This window comes from Paenibacillus sp. FSL L8-0708 (genome assembly GCF_038009325.1).
Taxonomy (GTDB): Bacteria; Bacillota; Bacilli; order Paenibacillales; family Paenibacillaceae; genus Paenibacillus_AQ; species Paenibacillus_AQ odorifer.
This window is the reverse complement of the sequence record NZ_JBBPBC010000001.1, coordinates 943,980-969,908: the sequence shown is the minus strand read 5'-3', so window position 1 is coordinate 969,908 and position 25,929 is coordinate 943,980. Positions and strand designations below refer to the sequence as shown.

Below are 25,929 nucleotides of genomic sequence, written 5' to 3'. Positions count from 1 at the left end.
AAAAACAGAAGCTCAACCAAAGGTACTGGTTGAGCTTCTGTTTATTCCCCAAATAATAGATTCAGAATCCGTTCATCCGCCTTTCGGTTCTTCCCTTTATAAGGATAACAATGAATATGAATCGCTGGATTAAAGTTAATCTCAATAACGCTATAGTTGGTATCATTGGCTTCTTCCTTGATGTCATCAATCATCATATCCACTCCACAAAAAGTGGCGCCCGCAGCTTTAGCCGCTTGAATCGCCAGAGCCTTATAACTATCTGGGATCTCATCCGTAAAATCCAGGCTGTCACCACCCGTGCTAATATTAGAGTTCTCCCGAAGATAGATGACTTCGTTTAATGGAGGAATATCACTCCAAGCCTGAGCGTGGTTGTTCAAGAACATCGCTTCTGCTTCACCGATCTGAATTTTCTCAAGTGGTGTCTTGTACCCACGGCCTCTTAACGGATCCTTATTCTTCTCGTGCACTAGTTGTTCAATCGTATGTACACCATCTCCAATCACATTTGCAGGAACCCGGTGCAATACTCCGACTACTTCATCACCCATGACAAGAAAACGATATTCTTTACCCGTCATGAATTCCTCTAGTAGCACTGTTCGATCAAACTCGAAGGCGATTTCGAAGGCTTTTTGATAATCTTCTTTAGAGAAGTCGTCTGTAAAAATAGTAATACCGAGTCCAAAATTGGTTGATTTGGGCTTAATCACAATAGCCTTGTTACGGTAAGTGCCATGCGCATTCATTGCCTCTTCCAGATTTCGAAAAGCTTCTCCTGCGGGAACACGAATGCCTTGCTGCTTAAGAACTTCTTTCGTAACGATCTTATTCTCCATGATTAATACCGTACTATAAGAATCAAGGGAGGTCTTCGTAGCTTGCTTAATATATTCTTTATGATCACCTTGCGTAAGAACTACAAAGTTCTCTTCCCGATCGATCAATTGAAACTTAATGCCACGTTTAACCGCTGCCTTCAAAAGAAGCTGTGTAGATAGCTCCAGATCCTCATATCCCACAAAACGGTATCCATTCGCAAGACTTTCCTTAGCATATTGTTTAGCTTTATTCAGATGGTATTGTACAAAAGAGGATTGTTGAACTTCCGACTTCACAATAGCTGCAAAACTCCGGTCTGGCTCTACAATTTTATTCTTAGCTCCATGCAATACGTTCAAAAACACTTCATTCTCCGGGTTCAACAGTTGGATCATATTCTGCATCTCATGAATACAAGTTAATGCCTGCTGCTCCATCGTTGTACATGAATCCCCGCAATCATGCAAACATCCCTTTATTCCTTCCATGATTAGTTGATCATGATTAAGATTCGCCATCTTCTGATCCTCTACTCCGAACGGTTCGTCCTCCTTCAGCAGCATATACAGGATAAAAAGATGAATGAAAATCATCGTTTCTTTGCCGATTCCTATTTTGTAGAGTGGATTCAGATCAATAAACCGAAGCTCCAAATAAGCTATCCCATCTTGCATCAGTTCCTCTAAAGGATGTTTGCCTCTTGCTGTCTTCACTCTAACCGGACTATAAAACTCTTTTACACTTAATAATTCTTCCGATTCGATCAAAGCTTGTAAATCATGAACATAATCCCTTAACGAAGCAAAAGATACATAAAGAGGTTTTTCATTTCGATACCCACATTCGCTATTCCGCAGTGAATTCATATTCTGATAATAAAAGCTTTTGTCGTCATCTGTTTCCCCGCGAGCGACACATTGTTCCATATAAGTCTTATCAAAAACAGGGCTGGCGCCTGTTAAATAGATAAGAAGCCAACGGTACCGCAATAGGTTACGGGCTATTTTTAAGTAGGTAGCGTCTTTGAATTCTTTAAAGCTCACCTGTGGATCTGTTATGTCATGAAGCTGTCTCAGAAATTGTTCATCAAAAGAGAAATTGTAATGGATTCCGCTCAGCAATTGTCTTTTGCGACCGTATTTGTCTGCTAGCTGATGTCTGTATTCATCCTCAATCGGATTACCCATCTTGGCAATGGGGATGTCCTGATCATTCGGTAGCCTTGGAGGATTACTACTCGGCCACAGATATTCTTCCTTGAGCTCAAGCGACACAATATCCTGCAGCGCCTCCAGAAAGTTATAAGTCTCATCAATAGAATCAAAAGAAGGGGTGACCATTTCAATTTGACTCTCTGAGAAATCGGTTTGAATATACGGGTTCTCCATTTTGTTGCCAAAAGCTTTAGGATGTGGTGTCAGCGCAAGCCTTCCCTCTGGATCCACTCTGACATTTTCTTTTTCCAGTCCAAATTCGCCGTGAAAAAGCTCCTTATTCAAATGGTTATCCCTCAGAAGCTGTATGAGTTTACGATTTAATAAAGCCATTTCAACGATCATCCTTTACTTAGTAGTTTATCTGCTGTTTGTTCATTTTGAATAAAGATCTTCTAAACCAGAACACAAGAATAACCCCTTTAAACACACTGCTTAGAGCAATTGACATCCACACCCCATTCAGGCCAAAAGGTTCGGATAAAATCAAGGCTAGTGGAATTCGCAGTGCAGTAAATGTAATACTGAAGATCGGCGGGATATGAGTTTGGCCAATGCCGTTAAACGCACCTACTGTCATTAATTCCATACACATAAATAATTGAGAGTAGCCAATGATGCGCATATAATCAGTGCCTAATTCCAGGCTTGTCTGATCTGATAAAAACAAGGAAAATAGCTGCTGCGGGAACGCAATAAATATAAGCGATATGATCACGCCAAAGATGGAGGTTAAGATCAAAGCCTTACGATATCCCTGCCCTATACGGTCCAATCGGCGTGCTCCATAATTTTGTCCAAAAAAGGCAGCAATAGCTCCCTGTAGTCCTCCAATAGTCATATAAGAAATAGATTCAATTTGAATCCCTACTTTTTGCACCGCAATCGCATCCGCCCCAAAACGTACTATGATCTTAGCAATGACGATCGATATGAGCGTAAAGGTGACCCGTTGGATTGTGATCGGAAGTCCCATACGAATTACTTCTTTCATTTGACGAATGTCCCATGCTGATGTGTTCGAAATGATTTCTGACTTTCTTGTCTTTATGATAAAAAGAGCCGTAACTAAGATGTTCGCTGTCAATGTTGCCGTGGCTGCCCCCGCTACTCCCCAACCTTCAAAACTGCCCCAGCCAAAAATTAAAAATGGATCAAGGACGATATTAACCATAAGACCAACAGAGAAGATCTGAAACGGTTGTTTACTATTTCCCATCGAGTTTAAGAGTGTGGCAAACAAAGTATTTACGATGGAAAATACCGTCCCGAAGATCGAAATCATTAAAAATTGTCGTGCCATCCGTTCAACTTCATCACTTCCAAGATCAAAAAAACCAATCAACTGATTGTTGGTCAACAGAACTAAACTCATATAGAGAAGTCCTAATAAAATAGACATCGCAAACCCGTTTTTCATATAAGATTTAGCCTTCTCTATCTGGCCAGATCCCATACAAAACGCAACCTTAATCCCTGTACCGATCGTAATCATAGTCGACAATGCAATCGCTAGATTAATGAAAAAACTCGCCGTGCCAATCGCGGCAACAGGACCACTTCCCAATCTTCCAACCCAAATCATATCGACGAGGCCATAGGTTGTGGAGATGAAATTCGTCGCAATAATGGGAAGCGTTAATTTCATTAAGGTAGGCATAATAGGACCCTGAGTCAAATCATTCATGCCCTGAAATTCCTTCAAATCTAAAAACACCTTCTTCATCTGATTTTCAGATTTATTATATAACCAAACACTTATATAATCAATTGATTATATTTGAGCAATCTACTCAGAACTCCTAAAAATTATATAAATTGTGTAGACATCAAAAGACAGTTCCTAATGCACAAAATGTGCCCAACGGAACTGTCTTTTTTTCGTAATTAAAATTTCTTTTGTTTTCAGTCGAAAAGCTATTGAAAATGGAATATAGTTCGTTTACAATAAAACCAATAAAAAGTTCTATAATTATAGAACTAATAAATGTTTCAGTAACTTAATCAAAGGATGGAGAAACTCATGGAATATAAATTAGAAGTCGATTTTGCCCCCATGTATGAATGTGTGAACAGTATGACTGCTTTTCTAAGCAAGCAGAACCATACTGCTATGGATTCCGGTAAGCTCTGGGTACGTGAAGTCCAAGCAAGATTTGCCCCGATGTTGCTTCGTAAAATGCAAGAGGTCGTTAAGAAACTTGATGATTTCAGTTTGGCTCCCTACATTTGGTGCTGTCCGGTAGAACGTTCGGTTAGCAGCTTTCTGGATTGGTTTGATGGGTTAACTTCGGGTGAACTGTATGAAATATCTGGACGTTTCGGCCAATCGGTCCCCTCTAATCTTTCCGAGCTAAGGGACACTGCCTCTGACATCCTGCGCGAATGGAACGCGGGTTACTTCAATGGAATCGACCCTAATATCCTCAAAGGGCTTGAACAGGAAGCCGAGTCAAGACGAACGACACTGAATGGGAACAATGATATGGAAGTCTTTGAAGCAGCAACCGACGGAATGCGCCTCTATCCAAACGAACGTCTGAAGCAGGTCATTATCATTCCGCAATATCATGCCCGCCCACTGGTCACCACCTCTATGTTTGATGAATTCGTGTTCACTAGCTACTCTTGTGATGTTCTCCCTCCGGAAGCTGGCCGGCCTGCTCCAGCACTACTTCGCCTTACCAGGGCACTCTCGGATGAGACGCGGCTGTATATCCTTCGTCTGCTTACAGGCAAGCAGTTGAATTTCACGGAAATCGTGCGGGAAGTCGGACTTTCTAAAAGTACAATCCACTACCATCTGATCGCGCTGCGCGCAGCAGGGCTGGTCATTGTCCATACCAACGTTAAAAGTACATCGTATAGCCTGCGATTGGAAGCCTTAAATGGGCTACCGCAACAGATTGGGTCATATCTAGAGAGTCAAGCATAAACGCCTTAAGCGTCCTTATAAGGACGGTAAGCGTATATGCGAGAAATATAAGAAAGGAGCGAACAGGCTATGATAAAACGCAGCTATTATGGTTTACTCTCAACCATAACTTTAAGTGCTTTTGGGGATGCTTTTGGCTTGTTGGCTATGGAATGGCTCGTCTATGAGCTGACGGGTTCCAAACTAGCGATGGGAGCACTCGCACTCAGCTCCGGCATACCTGAGCTGCTGCTGCGCTTGCTGGGCTCGCCGCTGTCCGACCGACTCCACCGGGTACGCTTTATGGCCTGCTTGGCAGCCATTCGCCTGCTGGCTATAGCATTGCCACTTGGCATGGGTCTGGCTGGCCAACTGCAGCTGTGGCATCTGTTTGTCGCCGCTGGTCTCAGCGGGGCCTGCGCCGCCCTGTTCATGCCAACAGCCATGGCTGTTATTCCCGGCGTTGCCGATAGCCGGAAGCTGGTGCGGGCTTTTGCTATCATCGATGGCAGCAAAAGTGCAGCAGTCTTGCTGGGCCCCGCCCTGGCTGGGGCGTTGACCGCTGCCAGTGGCGCGCTGCCAGCCCTTAGCATCAACATGTTATGTTACGTTGTGGCCATCACTACCTTGCTGTGCCTGCAGAAGCTACCCAAGCCCTCTCCAGCTCCAGGCCGTTTCTCCATTGCCATCTACGTTCGCGAAATAGCTGAGGGCTTTACCTTCTATAAACAATTCCCCGCCATGCTTACGATAATGATGATGGCCTCTATTAGTAATCTAAGCTCCATTGCCGTCTGGACCATGATGGTTCCTTTTGTACGCGAAGTGCTCCACCGTGATGCGGCGACGATGGGCACACTTAGTACAGTTTTCGCACTTGGAACCTTAGTCGGGCTAAGCGTCATTTCCATGATAGGGGAAATTAAAAAGAGGCGGTTTGTCATGCTCGGAAGTCTGGGGACCATCGGTTTAGTTACAACATTATGGGGGTTGTTTCCTAGTTTTTCTTTTGCTCTCGCCGCCGTATTCGCCACCGGAACGATAGGCCCCTTCTTCGGCTCCTTAAGCTCTTCACTCCATGGACGTCTGGTTCCGAGCAATCTGCAAGGAAGAGTCAACTCCATCCGTTTTTTAATCGGTGGCGGTTTACAGCCTTTTGGTGCTTTTGCCGGCGCCGCGATTGCTGAACTCTATGGTGTGCCTGCACTTTTTGTCATCGCCGGCTTGCTTCCAATGCTCTGCGCCAGCGCAGCCTTGCTGCTCCCCGGACTCAAAACACTGGACGGTGACCTCTCCACACTTGAAGCCACTCATAGGCAGCCCGTGGTGCAAAGTTCATCGCAAAGTGTTGTAACGGAGCGATAGATGGTAATAGGTTTTAAAAAATTCATTTTAATTATTTATGATGAAATGAATAAAAAAAAGAGATGCTTATAAGCATCTCTTTTTTTGACTAAACAGTTAACCTTTGTCTCGGATAACTCGCCGTCACGCACGATTATTTTATGTATAAATAATAACATATATTCTAAAATTAATAAAGAAAAAATCATTTAATACCTAGTTTAAACCAATCTGAATGCTTTCCCCGCCCCATTCTTTCGAACATCTTTACCATTAAGCTTTTTTCACGTTTTGAATTACAACGTCTAAAATAAAAATCTTTAAATAGCTTTTCTATATCTTTTAGACTTTCAAACTGGGAAAGTACTAATAAAGTGTCATATAGTCTTATTTCATAATAAGTTGAAATTCCTGCAGTATTAATTTTGGTTCTTAAACCTAAATCATTTATCAAACCCGAATCAATCCTTAAACGATTCGATGTCCGAAATCTATTAACTAATTGAAAATGTGCACAAGTATTTCTTAATTCAATAAAAATTCGTACTGAGTTGATAAACTTTTGTTTATCAATGTACTTCATCCCCATATCTTCAATGACCTTTTCAAAAACATCTCTTTCAAATCCTAATAATAAACTAAAGAGAGAACCAAACTCAAGGACTTTAATAGTCACCCAGAACGGCGGGTGATCATAAGTGGATATATAAGGATATTTAGCTCTGCAATGCTCAATGAAATTACTATACGTAGCCCCATTGAAATAAATATTTGTCTGAAATATTTTATGTCCTGAAATATTCTTAGCTAAATCTTTAGGTAAACTCAAATGATTTGAACGTGGATTCGTATACTTATTAATATCAATGTAACATGCAGAATCAGAAGCATTTAAATAATGTTTTTCACAAAACCGATATGCCATAGAAGACTTCAAACGGATTTCAAATTTATCTATAATTTTCAAAATCTCTAAATTCAATTTTTTATCAAAATCATACAACAATAAAAAGTCTTCAAAAAAAAGACCATTGTATTCTTTATTAGTAGCTTTTGAATCAGTTAATAACAATGTTTCAAATCCATTTACCAAGTCAAAATAATTCTTTTCTAATAAATGTCGTTTAGCTTTTTCTTCATCTCTAATAATTAGTTTTCTTTCTTTTAATAAATCAATTTGTTGGTCTAAAGACTTGAATGTTTTGGTAACATGTGTGCTCAAATAAATCTCCCCATTATTTTTAATCTATTTATTTAAAGGTTCTATAATTTTCTAAATGAGCGAGCTACCTAGTTTACTTCCATTTTTCGTAAGAAAATGTTAAAAACCACTCTGAATTATACATTAAATAAAAAAATAGGGATATGAACTTCTAGGACGTTTGGCATAATGAATGAGATACTCCACAGAATCGACAAAAACAGGCGATACCGGATACCGGAACATCGCCTGTTTTTATAAGTCTTCACCTAGGAGCATCACTACTAGGTATATTCTCTTTTCAGTGGCTTGTCACAGTGGCTTGATTCGTAGCCACTAGTTCCCCTCCCCCTTCCGGTAAAAACCGAAGCGGGAGGCGTTGAGCCTTTAGTTTGTATTTGTGTTTGTGTGTTGGTGTTTTGGAATTCGCGCTGATAGCAGCGGAGAGAACGGACTGATTGTGGAAAAGCGGAGCGTCCGCCAGCGTAAAAAGCGCACAACGTCCAAAAGCTAATACCAAGAACCTAAGGCTCAATCAACCCATATTTCGTTTTTATCCGATCCAACTTCTCAATCATAGGATTAGCAATAAAAAACAAAAACACCACCGTCGAGATCGCATGCACCATATCAAACCAAAAACCTGAAATATAAGTGGTCATTAAAGCCGGCCATGAGAACTCTGAAGTGAACATCATCAACGAGCCTATATTGATAATGCCTCCGTATACGAAAAACGTCGCTAAGCCTCCGAATATACACAGCGACAGCTTATTCTTTTTAAGCAGACCCTTCTTGAAGAAAATGCCCGCCAGGAAGCCAATGATGCCAAAACAAAACATTTGCCAAGGCGTCCAAGGCCCCTGCCCAAAGAAGAAATTCGAGACAAAGCCTGCAACAGCGCCAACCAGAAACCCTGCCTCCGCACCCAAGCTTACCCCTGCGATGATGACAATAGCAACCACTGGCTTAAACTGCGGCAACATAAAAAAGGCTGCGCGTCCCGCCACGGCAATGGCTGCTAACACCGCTATAACGATCAGCTCCCTCGCCTGCGGCTTCCGGTTCTCGAATACCATCGCAAAAGGAATCATCGTATAGATAACAATTAATAGACTGATAAAATAATACTTCCGATCATTTAGCACAAAGATGCCTAATAAAATCGTAGCTGGAATGACTATGAGGATTAGTAGTGCCGCTAATAAAGTTCGACGACTCAAACGACGATCCGTTATCTGCTTCTTTGACATAAATCAATCACACCCTCTATCGTTACTCCCTCATTCCATACATGACGCGCCATACGGTTGGCGGCCGTTGTATAGAAGCTGTTTCCCGCAAAAAACTTCTGTGCTTCATTCGTAGTGATGATACTTCCATCAAAAAACATGGCGCAGACCTCAGCATACTTGGCACAAAATTCAACATCATGCGAGACCATTACAATAGTAACGCCTTCGGCATTGAGCTTTTGCAGGAATACGGCTAGCTTCTCTTTGAAGGGTCCATCCAGTCCTTTGGTCGGTTCATCCAACAGCAGAATCTTTGGTTCTAACAAAAGCACCTTCGCCAACGCTGCACGCTGTTGTTCTCCCCCGCTGAGATCATACGGATGCATGGAGAGGAGATGTTCCAGTTCTGCGAACTTTACCACAGCTTCAACTCTGGCGGTTTTTTCTTCCTTCGTCAAAGAGAGCTGGGATAACATTTCATATAAATCTAGCTCGACTGTTTTTTTCACAAATAAGGTTTGCGGATTTTGCGGGAGGATGCCCAGATTGTTAGTAAACAACGCTTTGGCATTCATCTTCGCAGGGTTGCTCCCGCCGATAAGAACCTTCCCTCTGTATGGCTGAAGGATCCCGCTCATCAGCGACAGCGTCGATGTCTTCCCTGTTCCATTCCCGCCAACAATACAATAAAATTGCCCTTGCTTCACTTCAAACGACAAATCTTTAATGATATCCGGTCCATTTTTATCATATTTAAACCATACGTCCTTAAACTTTATGACTACAGGGCCGGCCTCTTTCGTGCTAGGCTGAGTTTCTGCCACCGTTGCAGGAGTCTTACCCTTTAGAAAAGCATCCAACCATTGGCGCCCTTCCTTCACAGTCACAGGCCACGCTAAGTCATGATCTACTCCTGCAACAATCTGCATCGGTGAGGGCATGGACAGAAACATCGGATGGTTCAGCTTACTTAAAGCCTCGCCCACCTTTTGCGGGGTATCATCGGCGATCACAGCTCCCTCATTCAGCACAATCAACCGATCTGTAAGCGGAAGAACATCCTCTAGACGATGCTCGGTCACGATCACGGTTGTTCCCAGCTCACGATTTATTTTTTTGACCGTCTCCAGAAAATCGGAAGCCGCAATAGGATCTAGCTGGGAGGTAGGCTCATCGAGGATTAGAACCGAGGGATGCATAGCCATTATGGAGGCTAAGTTAAGCAGCTGCTTCTGGCCGCCTGATAACTCAGTCACACTTTTATGAAACCAGGTCTGGATCCCAAAAAAACTGGCCATTTCCGCCACACGCAGACGAATCGTAGAATGATCATACCCCAAGCTCTCTAGCCCAAAGGCAAGCTCATGCCATACTTTATCTGTCACAATTTGATTATCCGGACTTTGGAGTACATAACCAATTTCCGCGGCCTGTGTGCGTTGATCGATCTCCTCTACAGGTTGACCCTTATAATAAATCGTCCCTTGGCGATTGCCATGTGGTGTTAGAATTGTTTTCAGTTGCCTAAGCAGAGTGCTTTTGCCACAGCCTGACTTTCCACAAATAGTAATGAAGTCTCCACTTTCAATCGTAAGATTAATATTCGAAAGAGCCGCTTGCTCTTGTTCAGGAAAAGTAAAGCTTAGTTCTTCGATTCGATAGATTTCCATTTCATTGCCTCCACCATATTGATGAGCACTGGGATCATACATAACGCAAAATAAGCGATATATATAAGAATACTAAAAGGCGTAATTGCGCTCGCTTTAATCGACGGATAGAATCTCATGGTGTTCTCACCCATCACTGCCCCTACGGCTACCAGCGCAATTAAGCCTGTCATGATCAAGAGGGCTACTTTGTCTCGGGCATCTAACCGAAAGATAGAAAAGCTTGTACGGCCCGGCAATCCATACCCTCTCGATCTCATGGAATCCGCTGTCTCAATCGCATTTTCCAAAGCCCAGGTAGTCATAATGGAGAGGATCGTAATGCCATTCCGCGCACGCGCGAGGAGATTTCCCTGTGAGACATCCCGGCCTATACATTTTTGAGCATTCGAAATCACCTTGATTTGCGCTAAATATCTAGGAACAAAACGAAGCACCATCGAAAAAATCAACGACAGTGCCGGCAGTATTTTTCCGAATATATAAATAAACTTATCCGAGGTCATCACGACGTTATAACAGGAGAACCAAATAATTACCGTCACAAACATACACGCCGCTGCCACGCCATAAAGAATCGATTCTTTCGTAATAGGGTTCCCGTTGTTTAAATAGAACAAGATCGTTACCCCTTGGTGATTAAAAACAGGATTCATCACTGCCATAAACAGCAGAAAAGGAATCATGTAAAGCAGATTAAATCGGATGCCCTTTTTTCCTTTTAACATAATTGAGTAGGCTACAGCACTAATAAGGGCAATCACTTGAAATATAGGATGCATGAACACCATGCTAAACAGCAATACAACAACAAAATATAGAAAATTCACAAACGGATGAAAGGTAGAAAAGCTATCCTTCATTATTTCTGAGCTCCTCCTGTGGCTACATAACCACCCACATCTCGACCTAGATCACAAGTGTATACCCAATTAATGACATCTCCATCTTTGAGAACATAACGGCTACTGCCGTAGTTAGGGAACCAGCCATTTACTTTGTACATCCATCCACTAAGCTCTCCAGCATCGAATTCATACAGATTATTTATACCTTCAATATAATTACTGTTATAGATCGGCGTCATACTGAATTCCATATGGATTTTATTCTTTTTCATTTCTCTTAGTAAAACATCAAACACAGACTCACCTTCATAAAAGGTTACCTTCTGCGCTTTATAAATGATACCATCTGCCGGCAATACTTCAAGCTTATCCTGATTAAAAATATCCATGTTATCTAAAATTGTTGCCGCTGAGACGGACAAGGTAGCCGTTAATTGCTTCTTCTTATCTACCGTTGCATCTTGCCATTCCACGGGCTTAGGTTTCCCGCTCGGTACTGGATCGGTAAGGAATTTATCCTTTTTCGGTTCCTGCTTGGTTTCTGTTGTCGCTACTTTTGAATCCGGTTTGATTACTGGTTTTGCCGTCGCTTTCGTTTCCGGCACGGACGTTTTAGCCGCTTTCGGCGTTGCGGTCGGTTGCTTCGTTGCAGCAGGTTTTGTTGTTGCGACCGGTGTTACAACTTCTGTTGGTGCTGCAGTTCCTGTTGGTGTTACAGCTTCCGTTGGTGTTGCCGATTCATTTGGTTTTAGGGTTTCAATGGGCTTAGCTGTTTCACTTGGCGTAGCTGACGGTGTTATCTCTGTTGTCTCGGTAGCGATGGCCTCAGTGTGTTCAACATCATCATTTGTTGCGGAAGCAGTGTTCTCTGGCTCTATAACCTGTGTCTCAACGCTACTACTTGCGACCTTGTTTGGGCTCTTCTGGTAATCCCCGCCCCAAAAGAAGGCAATAGCCAATACACCTATGATTAGTATCGCGGTTAACCATTTCTTCTTGTTCATTTCTCTAGTCCCACCTTAAATAATAAGCAAGGGTATACACGCTACCCTTGCTTATCTCTCTAAATAAAATTCTATTTGACGTCAGTCATATCATAAAGACGTGTCTGGCCATTAACGAGCCGATCATAGGAAACCAGTGCATACATCGCCTGATCCGTAGCCATAAGATCTACTTCTCCTGGTTGCGCGCCTCCATTGCCTACTCCACCCTGCTTCACGTGATAAAAGCCACCTTCAGGTGCAGCAAAACTAAGCAATGCGTCTACTGCGGAATGTCCATTTTTAATAAATCTGGAATCCTTATGCGGGTCAATACCAAGGCCAGTTAAAGCTACAATCACCTGAGCGATGCTTTCGGAATTTGTAGATTCCCAGCTTGCAAAACCACCGTCTGCAGTCTGTGTTTTGGATAACCAGGCAATCCCCCGGTCCACAGCAGCTGTTACTTTGGCGTTGGTTTTGTAATAAGGCGTTAAGCCTTGAATGACCATCCCCGTGATATCTGGATCAGCCGCTGTAGCATTACTGCCTAGTGCCCATCCACCGCCGCTGATCTCTCTGCCCAAAATATAATCAATGAGCAGCTCTCTAGTCGTCTGCGTCTTTACACCCTTAACCACTGGAATGTCGTAATGATTACTGTCCAGTGCAATGAGAGCAAACACAGGTCCATTAATACCTTGCTTAATTACAGTATCAAAATCCGCGAGCGGTTCCAGTAGGTTATAACCCGCCACTTTATCAATATTTTTGTTGATTGAAGTTAATGCCAAAATAACTCTATCATATTCCGTATATTTTACGCTATGCAGCTTCCCAGCTTTTTCTTTAAGAGTTGTTTCTACATTCGCGTAGTACTTAGTGTAATAACTATCTGGAACCTTCACGCCTGAACGTGCCAGCCCGAACACTGTCCAGTCCCCGCCAACCGAGGAGATAACCGGGTTTGTTACTGTTTTTTGCAAAAAGGCAGCTGTGTTCTGAATATAAGAACTAACTGCTTTATTCTGAATAGTCGGACTAACCACTTTGTTCCCACTCTTATAATCATGGGTTCTAGTAGCTACAACAGCCGCCATTTCTCTAGTTACAAGCTCTTTAGGTTTAAATTGATTATCATCACCTAACATCAAACCAGTCGCAACAACGGTCTCTACATCTGCTTTGGCCCATGCCGATACGGTGTTGATATCTTTAATCGCTGTTCCTGGCTTCGTCGCCGGGATGGCCAATGCTCTGACGATAATTGCTGCCATCTGCTCACGAGTAATCTTGTCATTTGGCTTAAATTCATTATTAAAGCCTGTGATTAGACCTGCCTTATGCGCAGCATTCACATATGGATAGAACCAATCGCCTAGAGCGACATCCTTATAGGTAATACCTTTATCACTCTTAATATCAAATTCAAATGCAGAAACGAGAATCTTAGTGAACTCCGCTCTTGTGATATAAGCTTTCGGATTCACCTGACCATTATTACCTTGGATATATCCTTTTACTGTAGCTGTTTCAATCGCTGAATAGGCCCAGGAAGAGATCTTATCAGCATCTGTATACAGTTGTTTAATATCATTCGTGTTCTGGGTAGGATCCTTAGGAGTCACTGTTGGAGAAGGACTCACATTTGGATCAACGCCGGCTTCCGGATTAGCTCCCCCACCAGGAGCAGGAGTAGCACCAGGCTTAGGCGTTGGGGTTGGAGTAGGGCTTGTAGTTGGTATCGGTGCATTTAGATCCACACCCAAATTCGTAGTATAACGCCACTGAATTCTGTCCCCGGAACTTAGGTCATATGAAGATGCTCCATAATTAGGATATTTCCCATTCACATTATACATCCATCCACTGCCGCTGCCATGGTCAAATTCCCCATCACCAGCTATGGATTCAACATATACACTTCCAAAGTCACTGTTCCAGGAATCTCTATAGTCGATACCGCGGCTATCCAGCACTCTTTTTAGTACAGACCACACTGTGTCACCAGATTGTAGCTCTACCTGTACAGATGGAACAACATATCCCTTATTAATCGTAAGCTTATCCACGGACAGGATTACATATGGTTTCGATGGAGTGGTTCCGCCACCATTGTTGCCGCCATTTCCTTCACCATTTCCGCTACCATTACCGTTACCACCGTCGCCACCAGGTGTTTGTACTGCACTGGAAGCATACGCAATGTAGTCAGTGAAGTGATTGGTTTTTACAATTAAGTCATTTCCACTATCATAGGCATACTCAGACTTACCGCTTGCAAAACCTAAGTCATCACTTGCAAATTTTTGAATGGCATGAGGGGTGCCATTTTGAATATAAGCAGCTTCTTTTCCTTTAAGGTCCTTAAAGGTTAACGTAATAAATTGACTAAATTCTACTCTTGCACTACCACCCATGGAAAATGCTTGAAGAATGTTATCAAGCTTCTTGTCCCCAGGAATAATCTGATTCACACTATCTTTTAGTGCAGATTCTGCACCGGTTAAAGCTGAAATCAGTTCAATCGCAGAGGCATCCCCACTTGTAACTTTTGCACCCTTAGGAATGACTACAGATACGTTACCTTTTATGGCCTCTATCTGAGGAAGGACGCTATTACTTGGTAAATTGACACTAACCTTTGATTGATTTTCTTCTGAAATAGCTACTGTGATTTCTTTGTTGCTATCTCCAGCGCTGATCGGAACGATATAATCATTAGCGTCATTTGGGATTTCAACTTTCGGGTTCTCCCCAGAAGGTAACGGAAGTTCTTTCGGACCCTCTGGTTGCCCAGGCCCCGGTTCTTCTGGTTGTTCCAGTTTCACATCATTCATATCAAAGAGACGGTTGCTATGATTGAGCAGACGATCATAGGACACAAGTGCATACGTACCTTGGTCCGTTGCCATATTGTCTACTTTGCCTGTGAGGATATGCTTAAATCCACCCTCAGGTGCAGCAAAGCTAAGTAATGCATCAATAAGCGAATTTCCACTTTTAACAAATCTAGCGTCAGTGTGCGGATCTACACCTACACCAGTTAAGGCTACAATTACCTGCGAGATACTCTCGCTGCTAGTGCTTCCCCAGCTTGTAAATCCGCCTTGATTGTTTTGGTTATCGGACAGCCATTGGATGGCCCGATCCACGGCAGCTTTTACATCATCACGGGTTGCATAATAAGGTGCAAGAGCTTGCATCGCCATCGCAGTCATATCGACATCGGCTTTGGTTACGCCTAATGCCCAGCCACCAGCTTCTGCTGTACCTTTTTTAACCTCTTTATCTAAAATGTACTGAACTAGTTTTTCTCTTGTGGTCTGTTCTGTAACTCCATCAACTACAGGGATCTCATAGTTATGGCTATCTAACGCGATCAGAGCAAAAATCGGACCATTATTGCCTTGCTTTTGGATATATTGATAATCAGCGAGTGCTTTTCTCAGATCATATCCCGCAACATTTGTGATATCTTTTCCGATAGAGGTAAGTCCTAGAATCGCTCTGGAATTCTCTGTGCTTTTATTGGCGTCGAGTTTTCCATCCTCTTTAATGATTGATGCTATTTTCGTAGCTACATTATTGTAATAGAGATCATAATAACCGTTAGGTACTGTATAGTTCGCCCGTGCCAGAGAAAGGATCGACCATTCTCCGCTGCCTGTTCCAAACGTTGGATTCTTTACAGTATTTAAAATATAAGCAAGGTTTTTATCTAACTGTTGTTTGACGGCAACTGTAGTTTCCAGTTTGTAAGTAACCTGATAAGTTACATTTGTTTTGTTTCCAGCTCCGTCAAGAGCCGTTACAGTAATTGCATTACTGCCTGAATTCAGAGTAGCTTTGTACTCCCCATTTGCAGGTGATAAAGTAACTCCATTCAGCTTCACTTCTGGAGTAATGTCACTATATACATTGTCTGTGACAGCTACTTTGAAGCTTATTTCTTTATTGGATACTTCCTGTTTATCTTGTATGCCACTTACTGTAATAACAGGGGGTTCAATGTCTAATGCATTATTAAGACCGACAAGCGCATGATCTACACTTATTTGAGAGCTTGCCATGTTTTCGAGCACGGAATAGGCTTCATAAACTGCCGATTGCACTACTGGTCTGTCCAAAATAGTTTCTTTATTAGGGGCACTATTAATCTCGGCGATTTCCGCAGTTAAAGCATCCTTATTGGCAAGTTGAACTGGGATTTCCCCCCAGCCGCCAAGATCAGAACCATAGCCATAAGTGGTGAACTGAGTTCGAATGATGTCACCGTCTTGAGGCTTATAATCGGTCATCCCAAACGGAGGAAACACATTATTTACTGCATACATCCAACCCGACATGGAGGTGTAGTCAAACTGACTTAACCAATCTGGGTCTGCTTTAGTGCCGACTGTATTCCCATCGGCTGAAATCATATCTAAAATATATTGTGGAATATTGACTTCACTTCTGCCACTATCTTTAACTTCTGATAAATAAAAACCACTATCTATATTTCCTAAATATCTATAATTCCCATCACCTAGCGCACGTGTTATTAAAGATGCGCCATTATCGCCTTCATAAATCGGAACTTTAATAGGTTCGTTAATATACCCTTGGCCTAAGGTGAATTTCTCTACGGATACAGATACATACCCTTTAAGGGTAGAGCTTGCTCCATCTGCTTGAGCCGGGATTACACTTGTAGAGAATGTCGTAATAAATACAGCTACAATAAGTAACCACGCTAAAAACTTATTTTTCTTCATTTTTCCATAACCCTTCCCTTCATACCTATGATAAAAAACAGAATAAACTTTCTCATAACCACAAAAAAACCACTCAACATAAACGTCAAGAGGTTAAGATAGTGAACCACAATAATAGCTGGCAAACACTATTCAAGCACCTCTCTATCGATCGTAGAGTTTGATGGTGTAACAGAAAAAGGCAGATATTCTGGCTCAAGTATCATCACCCTTGCTGCCTTCCCAGTTTCCCAGTGGCATTTTGCAAGGACTCCTCTTTCACAGCGGCGGGACCGCGCGGGATTCACACCCGCTTTCCATTTAACCAATCTATGATTGTACTTCCGCAACATTCATAGTTGGCACCTATTCCTAATTTTAAATTTTCATGCTTCATCATATCTAATATATATGTTTTTGTCATGTTATATTTCTTTTTTGTATAACGGGCAGCTAGAGATAATCCTATTTAATAACCAATTTCTACGAGTAGGGTTATTCAAATAATTTCTTTATCCAACTGTGGGGTAAATTAATTTAAATCACTAATTCTTATATGAATTTACCACAAATTAGTAAGGTACTCGCTAAGTGTATTCTATGTTAGGGTATATTCAGAAAGCGTTTACAAAATAAAACTGGAGGTGTTTGTGTTCATCTAACCACCAAGTACAGCGTCAAAGCCAGGTCCAAGCATCCTAAATTTATCTCACAAAGGAGAATTCAATGACTACGCGAATCCAGAAATCCTTCTTATCATTGACACTTGTCACCGCTCTTCTGCTCTCTCTGTTCTCATCCATGGCCGCAGCTGCAACTAAGGACGAGCAACAAGCTAAGGCAGCGCCAAAGAGTAAGATCCAATCCTATGTAGACGAAATGCAGCCCGGATGGAACCTTGGCAATACTTTAGATGCTACAGGTGAGGATGAAACCTCCTGGGGCAATCCACGTGTGACCCAAGATCTTATTAAAAAGATCGCCGCTCAAGGCTATAAAAGCATTCGGATTCCTGTGACCTGGGATACTCACATGGGTGCGGCACCAGACTATACCCTAGAAAAGGCCTACCTCGACCGCGTGGAAGAAGTTGTCGGCTGGGCACTGGACGCCAAGCTTTATGTCATGATTAATGTCCATCATGATTCCTGGCTATGGGTAAGCCATATGGAAGAAAAACACGATGAAACGCTGGCACGTTATAATGCAGCCTGGACTCAAATTGCCGATCGCTTCAAGGACAAATCCGATAAGCTGATGTTCGAGAGCATAAATGAACCTCGATTCACCGATGGTGGAAGCACAGACGAAGCAAAAATGGAGCAAATGCTTACTGAACTTAATAACTCTTTCTATCAAATCGTGCGCAAATCCGGTGGGAAAAACGACCTCCGCCCACTTGTATTACCTTCATTAGAGTCTTCACCTACGCAAACAAGAATGGATCATCTCTATAAGACGATTACGGCTCTGAACGATCCAAATATTATTGCGACCGTTCACTTCTATGGCTTCTGGCCTTTTAGTGTGAACATTGCCGGCTACACCACGTTTGAAAAAGATACAAAAAACGATATCACTCAAACTTTTGATAACGTTTACAATACATTTGTAGCTAAAGGCATCCCTGTCATCGTCGGTGAATTTGGTTTACTCGGGTTCGATAAAGACACGGGTGTGATTGAACAGGGCGAGAAGCTTAAATTCTTTGAGTATCTGACTTATTATTTGAAAGAAAAGAAAATGACTTCCATGCTCTGGGATAACGGGCAGCATTTCAACCGTAAAACTTATAAGTGGTCTGATCCTGAACTCCACAATGTATTAATGTCTGGTCTGAAGGAGCGTTCCTCCAGCACCGAAAGCGATTTGGTCTACCTAAAAAAAGGTGCACAAATCAAAGATACCAAGGTTAAGCTAAACCTGAACGGCAATAAGCTAACCACCATTAGTGCCAACGGAAAGTATCTGACCAAAGGTAAAGATTACACCTTAAATGGTGAGGAGCTCACCCTCAAAGCCAGCCAACTCAAAAAGCTCACAGCTTCCCAAAAATACGGTGAAAATGCCGTGCTGACTCTGAAATTCAACAAGGGTGTTGCGTGGAGACTTAAGGTCATTGTGTATGATACAGCTAAATTAAGCGATGCAAAAGGCACGACTGAATCCTTTGCCATTCCGACCACCTTTAATGGTAACCAGCTTGCCACAATGGAAGCTGTATATACCGCTGGTGGCAATGCAGGTCCGCAGGACTGGACTCCATTTAAGGAATTCGGCAATACCTTCTCACCTTCTTATAACACTAAAGAAATCAAGCTGCTTCCCGCGTTCTTTAAAGATGTTAAAGACGGCGAGGTTATCCTGAAGTTCCACTTCTGGAATGGGGATATTATCACCTACAAGATCACGAAGAGCGGAACAAACGTTGTAGGAAAGTCCTCTTAAGCATCGGTCCTGTTAACAACACAAATAGGGGTGTCCCTTCAGGGAACATCCCTATTTGTATTCTACCTATCACATATAAACCTCATCATACGAAATTATCATCAACCGATAAATTAAATATACGCCAAGATAGGCTCCGGTAATAAGAAACATTGGATTCAAAAATATCGCATGGATCGAGGTCATAAACACAGCACGATCTCTTAATATCTCGTAAATCGCCAAGGCGGAAATATTTCCAAAGATAATCGCACTTAAGACCGAAACAACATTAAAAACCATACGCCACTTTATCGATTTCCCCTGTAACATCAGCATAACAATGGGAACAAGAATACTACCAAGTACGATTAGAAATTTCATCCAGCTCACCTCGGTAAATTTTTAATCGTCCAATTCCACACTTTCGATTTGTCCATCTGCATTTACCGTCCACTCGATTTCAACGCCATTATTCAATCCGAGCTTGTCTTCATCTTCAATGACTATATGATCAGGAATCGTTAAGGTTTGCTCTTTACCGCCCTCTACTTGAACAGTAACCTGTTTACCCTTAACAGCAGTGATCCTTCCGTCATATTCAATCTGCTGCAAAACAATCTTTTGATTCGAATCTGTAATGGTGACCTGCTTGCCTCCGTCAGTTAGCAGCTCAACCTTTTTATGATAGTTATCTTTTAACGAAACCTCCTTGATAACTCTCTGAACGCTAACCCCCTCTGGAAGTTTCCCAGTATTTGAGCCGGGTGACGCAGATGTTAGGGGTTGTTCTGTTACGTTATTTGTAGGTACAGGTGTAGTTGCTTCTGCAGAAGGTGCTGCAGTTTCTACTTGAGCTGTTGGAGTAGGCACTTGAGTCTCATCCGCTGCTTTAGTGCAACCACTTAGCAATACCATACATGCACAAATACAACAAAGAATTGTAGCCCTGGTAAAACGTTGTGTTGTTCCTTTATTCGATATCATCTTTTACCCCCGCATTTTAATGTATTTTTTTCTCTATAGTGGACATAGTTTTACCTCTTATCTTCCTTTTATTCACCAGAATATGGCCATCTGAAAGCAACAGTTAGATAACAATTCATGAATATGTCAAAAAACCGCCCTGATTTAGATCAGTGGCGGTTTCCATGAAATAATGAGATAAATTAGATCCTATTAATTTACAATATGTGTGCCAGCCTGTTGGCTCATCGCAGCTTTCATATTTTCCGGATTGGTAATGATAACTCTACGTCCCTCTTTTTTCAAAAAGCTAAGACTTGCTTCAATTTTAGGCTGCATACTGCCAGCAGGAAAATGACCCTGCTCCGCATATACCAACATTTCTGCCGCTGTAACTTCTTCAAGAGCCTTCTGCTCAGGCGTACCGAAATTCACACATACCTGAGGAACTCCTGTTGTAATGATCAGCGATTCTGCATCGATCTGTTCGGCCAGCAGACTTGTAGCAAAGTCTTTGTCAATGACCGCATCGATACCTTCGTAGGTATTATTTTCGGTTTTGATCACAGGAATCCCGCCTCCGCCAACAGCGATTACCACATAACCCGTCTCAATGAGTGATTTAATGACGTCTTTTTCAACGATATCAATCGGCTTAGGTGATGGAACAACACGGCGGTAACCACGACCTGAATCCTCAATGATGACCCAATCTGGCTTGGCACGCTTCATCTCCTCTGCTTGCTCAAGCGTGAAGAAGGAGCCCACTGGTTTCGAGGGAGACTGAAAATTCGGATCATTTTTGCTAACCTCGACCTGAGTAATGACTGTGGCAACCTTTTTGTCTAATCTGCGATGAATGAATTCATTTGTTAAGGCCTGCTGAATTAAATAGCCTATGCCCCCTTGCGTGCCCGCCACGCAATTGACCAGCGGAGTAACATCCATTCCAGTGACTTCCGAAGCCACCTCGCTTCGTCTCAGCTCGAATCCAACCTGTGGACCGTTGCCGTGAGTAACCACCACATCGTTGCCTGCTTGCACCAGATCAGCGATATTGACAGCAATTTCACGTACTGCCTCAGATTGATCCTCTATAGAATCGCGGCCATTGTCTTTCACCAATGAATTACCGCCAATGGCTACAACTATAAATTTACTCATTCCATTCCTCCTGACGGATCAGTTGATCCTCATTTATTAGCGTTTAAGGGCCAGCTGAAATTGTTCCTTCGCGGAGTGAAAATCCGGATTGGCAGGATTATAGCTGATAGCAATATCTATTTCTTGAATGGCCATTTCATGATCACCAAGTAAACCAAGTGACTGTGCCTTATGATGATGATATAAAGGATTGCTCGGATCGTTAGCAATTGCGTTCTCAATCGCCTCAACTGCCTCTTGATGCCGGCCAAGTGATCTCAAGCTGTTCGCCTTATGAAACGAGAAATCATACCGTTCAGGCTGCTGTTCCAGAAGCTGATCCATAACTTTAACCGCTTCCTCATGCCTGCCCAACTCTCTTAAATAATTGGATTTATGATAGCGGAAGAAGCTTTCGCCAGGATCGCGTTCTATCGCTTTATCATACTCTGCTAACGCTTGCTCGGATCGCTTCATCATTCGGTAGGCATTTGCGGTATAGAAATAGAAATCAAGGTCATCCGGTTCGATAGTAAGTGCCTGTTGATAGGCTGCCAAAGCTTCCCCATATCTCCCGAGTTCCCCTAAGAAGTATCCTTTATAGTAATAGAAGTCTGAATTATTACTGTCCTCTTGCATTGCATGTTCCATAACCAAACTTGCTTTCCGGAAATCCTCTGCCCGAGCTAGCTCTTGAGCGCTTTGAATACTTGAATGAATCGGTAGCTTTTCTTTATTGAGAATACGGATGACCCTCTCCTGTCCCAGTTCTTCTGCATGCTGCAACGATGATTTGCCGTCACGATCCGGCAATTGAACATCCGCTCCAGCATCCACCAACAACTGAATAATATCGGAGTATAAACGGCCACCATTCCCGAGAATTACTGCCTCCAACAAGGCAGACCATCCCAGATTATTCATATGGTTAACTGCAACACCTGCTTCCAGGCATTTCTGAACAGTTCTTAGATACCCCTTCTCGCTGGAAGGAAGCAGTGTAGTTCCCCCAAAACGATTTACACTGGTTGTATCCGCACCTGCGGCAAGAGTTAAAGACAGAATCTCATGGAATCCATTGGCACCGGCACACAGGTAGGGTGATAACATAGTGATATCTCTTGCATTCACATCGCTGCCTGCTTCAATCAGCTTTTGAGCGAGAGGAATATGATTTTTTTGCGTTGCCGCCATCAGCGCAGTACGACCACCGGCATCCTTATGATGAACATCGGCACCACGAGCTAAAAGCTGTTCTACGGCAGCTAAATCCCCGCGATCCGCTGCTTGAATTAAATCTTCTGACAGAGTTTGATTAGTCATGGCTTTAGCTCTCCTATTTCTTTTTATCAATTATTTATTCGGATTGCAGCTTGTTCGCTGGGTCACGAAGGTCTGAAAAATGCTTATAAACAAATAATCCTGCAACCATCAAATAGGCGTATACGAACGGCATAAGTGAAGCTTGAGCAAATCCAACAGTCGGCGCGTGAATGATCCCAAATAAAGATAGGCCAGACGCGATTACAGCAAAGACAGCAGCCCGCAGTGGTTTATTCAGGATAGAGAAAATAGTGATGGAGCCCCAAATCAAGCTGCTAAGCGGTGCACCATTTCCTAAATGCATCAGCCCATTGTAATAAACCCCTTTACTTAATAAGAGATCAATCCCCACCTTAGAAGCCGAAGTTTCAGCCGCATTAAAAATGTTGTTCGCAAGCGTTAAAGCCCAGTTAGCAATCCATGGGAACAAGGTGATAAAGATAACGGGCACTTCATTTTTAGGTGTCTCTCGAACCACCTGATTCGCCGTAACGACCCCGACATAGACCAGAATCGGAACAATCGCCACAACAGGTATGATAGACAACAGCAGTGCCCCTATGCCAAAGAGACAAATAATTAACATGGAGAAACCAGAAGCTATGGTATAACCAAGTCCAGCCCCAATAGATTTCCAGCCTGCATGACCAATATACACAGTTACCGGGAACGGATTACCTGTAAAAGCACCAATACTTGAAGCAACCCCGTTCGTTAGCATAACGTTACGAGTGTTATAAGGATCTCCCGCAGCATGTGCGCTCTCAATATTTTCAAGGTCAAAAATATAATTCGCCAGTCCCAATGGAATTGCAGAAGCCAGGTATGGCAAGGCATGCGGAATCCCTTGAATTAAGCTGGTAATATGCACCTCAGGTGGATTAAACCCCAGTGTTGAAAGAGCCGTTGTGATCGCTTCTGGATTCTGCAAACCGAATATCCAAGCCAGCGCGGTTCCAGCAATCAGCAGCAGAAATCCTGTAGGAATTTTTTTGAATATCGGCGATTTGCCAAACCAGTTAATAAAGATGATCACAAGTACAACAAAGGCAACCACTGGTGTTTCAAAGGATTGCAGCATCGGGTTCATGGCCAGCAATAACAATCCAAGTCCAGACAAACAAGATAAAAGTACGGTTCTTGGAATAACCTTACGCAGCACATCTCCCAGAAATGAGCCGACAATAAGGATCAAAGCTTCGAACAGGCACCATACGAGACCAATTTGCAGCGCAAATGATGCATCATTGGTTTCTCTAAATACGGGAATTAACACTAGAAAAGTTACCGTAAAAATCGATGGAGCACTAGGTCCTGAAGGTAATGCGGTTATATCCGTTCGGCCTGTTTTTTTGGCTAGCTGATATCCAAACCAGCCATAAGCAATACTTGCGATAAAAATCGCGAGTCCAAACGCAGGAACGACTCTGCCGTAAACCATACCTTCCGGAAATCCTACTACAAAAATTAACAGTGAAATCATCGTAAGCAGATTGGTTAAATTGTTAGCAAGCAACCCGAAAAATGCAGCCCAATCTCCCTTTTTCCAGAACATCTTCATAAATACTTGATCCATAATAAATCTCCCCCTAGATCGTTAGCGCTTACATACCAATGGCTTATGAAGCCCTCAGGCCCTTGAATAGGCCTGAAGGGCGGGTGGTTCTATGAATGCATGCTCTGGCTAAAAGCGAGAATGGCTTGCTCGAAACACTCGATTGGAGGATGAGTGATTCCGGCTCCAATCATTCCGATACCTGGATCCTTATGGGCAATAGCCGTGTTGATCACTGGCATAATGCTGGTTTGACCCACTTTACGAATATCGATTCCAGTAGGAATTCCGCGGAAGTTCAACAAAGGAATCGTCACATTTGGATTCTCCGTTGTAGTGATTTCCTTCATTTTCACAGAATAGTTCATGGCATCATCTACGGTTCCCCCAACTAATGCTACAATCGCCGGCGCGGTTGCCATGGCGAAGCCACCTATACCATACGTTTCGGTAATCGCACTGTCACCGATATCGAGTCCCGAATCTTCCGGCTTATACCCTGCAAACATCGGTCCGACAACCTTTTGCGCAGGGCCGGTAAACCAGGTATTGCCTGGCATTCCACTGACACGAATACCGAATTCCACGCCATTGCGGGCCATCGTTGTTACGATGGTGCTATACTCGATGCCATGGGCAGCATCAAGCGCACATTTACAAAGAGCCATCCAGGTTGGTCCGGAGAAATAATCACTCATTGCCACAAAATCGAACACTTCGATTTTCTGCTCATTAGTAAAATCCGTTCTCAGGATAAGCGGCGTTAATGCCTGAATCAAAAGAGTCGTTCCAGCGTTGTTGCGGTTATGGCATTCATCTCCCATATGGAGCGCCTGTGATAACATGAGCCGCAGATCAATGCCGTTCTCAGAGAACTTCATCGCCTCACGCAGCATCGGTCCAAGCACATCTCTCATCCAGATCAAACGTGCAACGACCGTTTCATCGTTTGCACCCATCCGCAAGATTTTCGACAGTTGCTCACTAAGGTTCGTATAAGCGATGTTGCCATACGTTTTATTCTCTACAATGTGCATGAACATAGAGGCTGAGGTTACCCCTGCCATGGACCCCACACAATTATGCTCGTGACAAGGGGAGAACGTAATCTCACCTGATGCCGCTAGTTCGGCAGCTTCATCCAGATCCTTCGCCAGGCCCTCAAAGACCAAAGCGCCGGTAACTGCACCTTTCATGGGACCACTCATCTTATCCCAGGTAATCGGAGGCCCTGCATGTAATATCGTAGTCTTAGTCATCCCTGGTACGACATTGATCGCTTGATCAAAACCAACCAATACCGGTTGTGAATTCACGATTCGCTCTACAGCCAGCTTGTTGGCAGCCTCAATCTTTGCAACAATTCCCTCTTGCTCTAACGCATCCAGTGCGGCAATTAATTCGGGCTTACCTCCACCAGGTGGCTTCCATTCCAGATGGGTTACGTTGCCTTTTTGCTTCAGGATATCATCCTTGAACATTTCTAGGCCGACATTGATAACGTGAAGTTCACTCTTAAATAACTCATTGATTCTGTTCATG

Annotated in this window: 17 protein-coding genes and 1 riboswitch; of the genes, 3 read left to right on the top strand and 14 right to left on the bottom strand. The window is 43.0% G+C overall.

Annotation, left to right across the window (positions count from 1 at the left end):
- Positions 1-41: 41 nt before the first annotated feature.
- Together gshAB and NYE58_RS04365 are read right to left on the bottom strand one after the other, a co-directional pair.
- Positions 42-2,372: a bifunctional glutamate--cysteine ligase GshA/glutathione synthetase GshB gene (gene gshAB / locus NYE58_RS04370; protein WP_076276994.1), complete on the bottom strand. Its 2,331-nt coding sequence runs from the start codon at positions 2,370-2,372 to the stop codon at positions 42-44.
- A gap of 19 nt (positions 2,373-2,391) precedes the next feature.
- Entirely contained in the window at positions 2,392-3,744 is a 1,353-nt protein-coding gene (locus NYE58_RS04365; protein WP_256719010.1) for an MATE family efflux transporter, read from the bottom strand.
- 318 nt (positions 3,745-4,062) lie between these two features.
- On the opposite strand from NYE58_RS04365, the gene NYE58_RS04360 reads away from it, so the two are divergent.
- Positions 4,063-4,974, top strand: a complete 912-nt coding sequence (locus NYE58_RS04360) for an ArsR/SmtB family transcription factor (protein WP_076219451.1) — start codon at positions 4,063-4,065, stop codon at positions 4,972-4,974.
- Between the two features lie 69 nt (positions 4,975-5,043).
- On the top strand, positions 5,044-6,318 hold the full coding sequence (locus NYE58_RS04355; protein ID WP_341001196.1) for an MFS transporter: 1,275 nt from the start codon (positions 5,044-5,046) through the stop codon (positions 6,316-6,318).
- 184 nt (positions 6,319-6,502) lie between these two features.
- On the opposite strand, the gene NYE58_RS04350 is transcribed toward NYE58_RS04355, so the two are convergent.
- The 6 genes from NYE58_RS04350 to NYE58_RS04325 all read right to left on the bottom strand — a co-directional run bounded on the left by NYE58_RS04350 (position 6,503) and on the right by NYE58_RS04325 (position 16,994).
- Entirely contained in the window at positions 6,503-7,519 is a 1,017-nt protein-coding gene (locus tag NYE58_RS04350) for an Abi family protein (RefSeq protein ID WP_076276992.1), read from the bottom strand.
- 503 nt (positions 7,520-8,022) lie between these two features.
- Complete coding sequence (locus NYE58_RS04345; protein WP_036684891.1) at positions 8,023-8,751, bottom strand: ECF transporter S component; 729 nt, start codon at positions 8,749-8,751, stop codon at positions 8,023-8,025.
- Entirely contained in the window at positions 8,733-10,403 is a 1,671-nt protein-coding gene (locus NYE58_RS04340; RefSeq protein WP_341001193.1) for an ABC transporter ATP-binding protein, read from the bottom strand. The genes NYE58_RS04345 and NYE58_RS04340 overlap by 19 nt, the downstream gene beginning before the upstream one ends.
- Positions 10,376-11,266, bottom strand: a complete 891-nt coding sequence (locus NYE58_RS04335) for an energy-coupling factor transporter transmembrane component T (protein WP_076130087.1) — start codon at positions 11,264-11,266, stop codon at positions 10,376-10,378. Before NYE58_RS04335 ends, NYE58_RS04340 begins: the two co-directional genes overlap by 28 nt.
- On the bottom strand, positions 11,266-12,255 hold the full coding sequence (locus NYE58_RS04330) for a DUF4430 domain-containing protein (RefSeq protein ID WP_341001191.1): 990 nt from the start codon (positions 12,253-12,255) through the stop codon (positions 11,266-11,268). The genes NYE58_RS04335 and NYE58_RS04330 overlap by 1 nt, the downstream gene beginning before the upstream one ends.
- Before the next feature lie 71 nt (positions 12,256-12,326).
- The gene (locus tag NYE58_RS04325; RefSeq protein ID WP_341001189.1) at positions 12,327-16,994 is read right to left on the bottom strand and encodes an S-layer homology domain-containing protein; all 4,668 of its coding nucleotides are present in this window, start codon (positions 16,992-16,994) and stop codon (positions 12,327-12,329) included.
- Positions 16,995-17,157: 163 nt separating this feature from the next.
- Positions 17,158-17,358, bottom strand: a riboswitch (cobalamin riboswitch).
- A 341-nt stretch (positions 17,359-17,699) separates the two neighbouring features.
- Here NYE58_RS04325 and NYE58_RS04320 point away from each other — a divergent pair.
- Positions 17,700-19,421 carry a cellulase family glycosylhydrolase gene (locus NYE58_RS04320; protein ID WP_339246463.1) on the top strand — a complete coding sequence of 574 codons (1,722 nt, stop codon included), beginning with the start codon at positions 17,700-17,702 and terminating at the stop codon, positions 19,419-19,421.
- A 69-nt stretch (positions 19,422-19,490) separates the two neighbouring features.
- Here the strand turns inward: NYE58_RS04320 and NYE58_RS04315 are convergent, their stop codons facing one another.
- From NYE58_RS04315 to NYE58_RS04290, 6 genes are all read right to left on the bottom strand, one after another.
- Entirely contained in the window at positions 19,491-19,784 is a 294-nt protein-coding gene (locus tag NYE58_RS04315) for a transposase (protein ID WP_076128620.1), read from the bottom strand.
- A 21-nt stretch (positions 19,785-19,805) separates the two neighbouring features.
- On the bottom strand, positions 19,806-20,387 hold the full coding sequence (locus tag NYE58_RS04310) for a hypothetical protein (protein WP_076221251.1): 582 nt from the start codon (positions 20,385-20,387) through the stop codon (positions 19,806-19,808).
- A gap of 192 nt (positions 20,388-20,579) precedes the next feature.
- Complete coding sequence (gene arcC, locus NYE58_RS04305; protein WP_076105343.1) at positions 20,580-21,530, bottom strand: carbamate kinase; 951 nt, start codon at positions 21,528-21,530, stop codon at positions 20,580-20,582.
- A 36-nt stretch (positions 21,531-21,566) separates the two neighbouring features.
- On the bottom strand, positions 21,567-22,832 hold the full coding sequence (locus tag NYE58_RS04300) for a tetratricopeptide repeat protein (protein ID WP_076276986.1): 1,266 nt from the start codon (positions 22,830-22,832) through the stop codon (positions 21,567-21,569).
- 34 nt (positions 22,833-22,866) lie between these two features.
- Complete coding sequence (locus NYE58_RS04295; protein WP_036684876.1) at positions 22,867-24,408, bottom strand: hypothetical protein; 1,542 nt, start codon at positions 24,406-24,408, stop codon at positions 22,867-22,869.
- An 89-nt stretch (positions 24,409-24,497) separates the two neighbouring features.
- The gene (locus NYE58_RS04290; RefSeq protein WP_076220603.1) at positions 24,498-25,928 is read right to left on the bottom strand and encodes a YlbE family protein; all 1,431 of its coding nucleotides are present in this window, start codon (positions 25,926-25,928) and stop codon (positions 24,498-24,500) included.
- Position 25,929 lies beyond the last annotated feature (1 nt).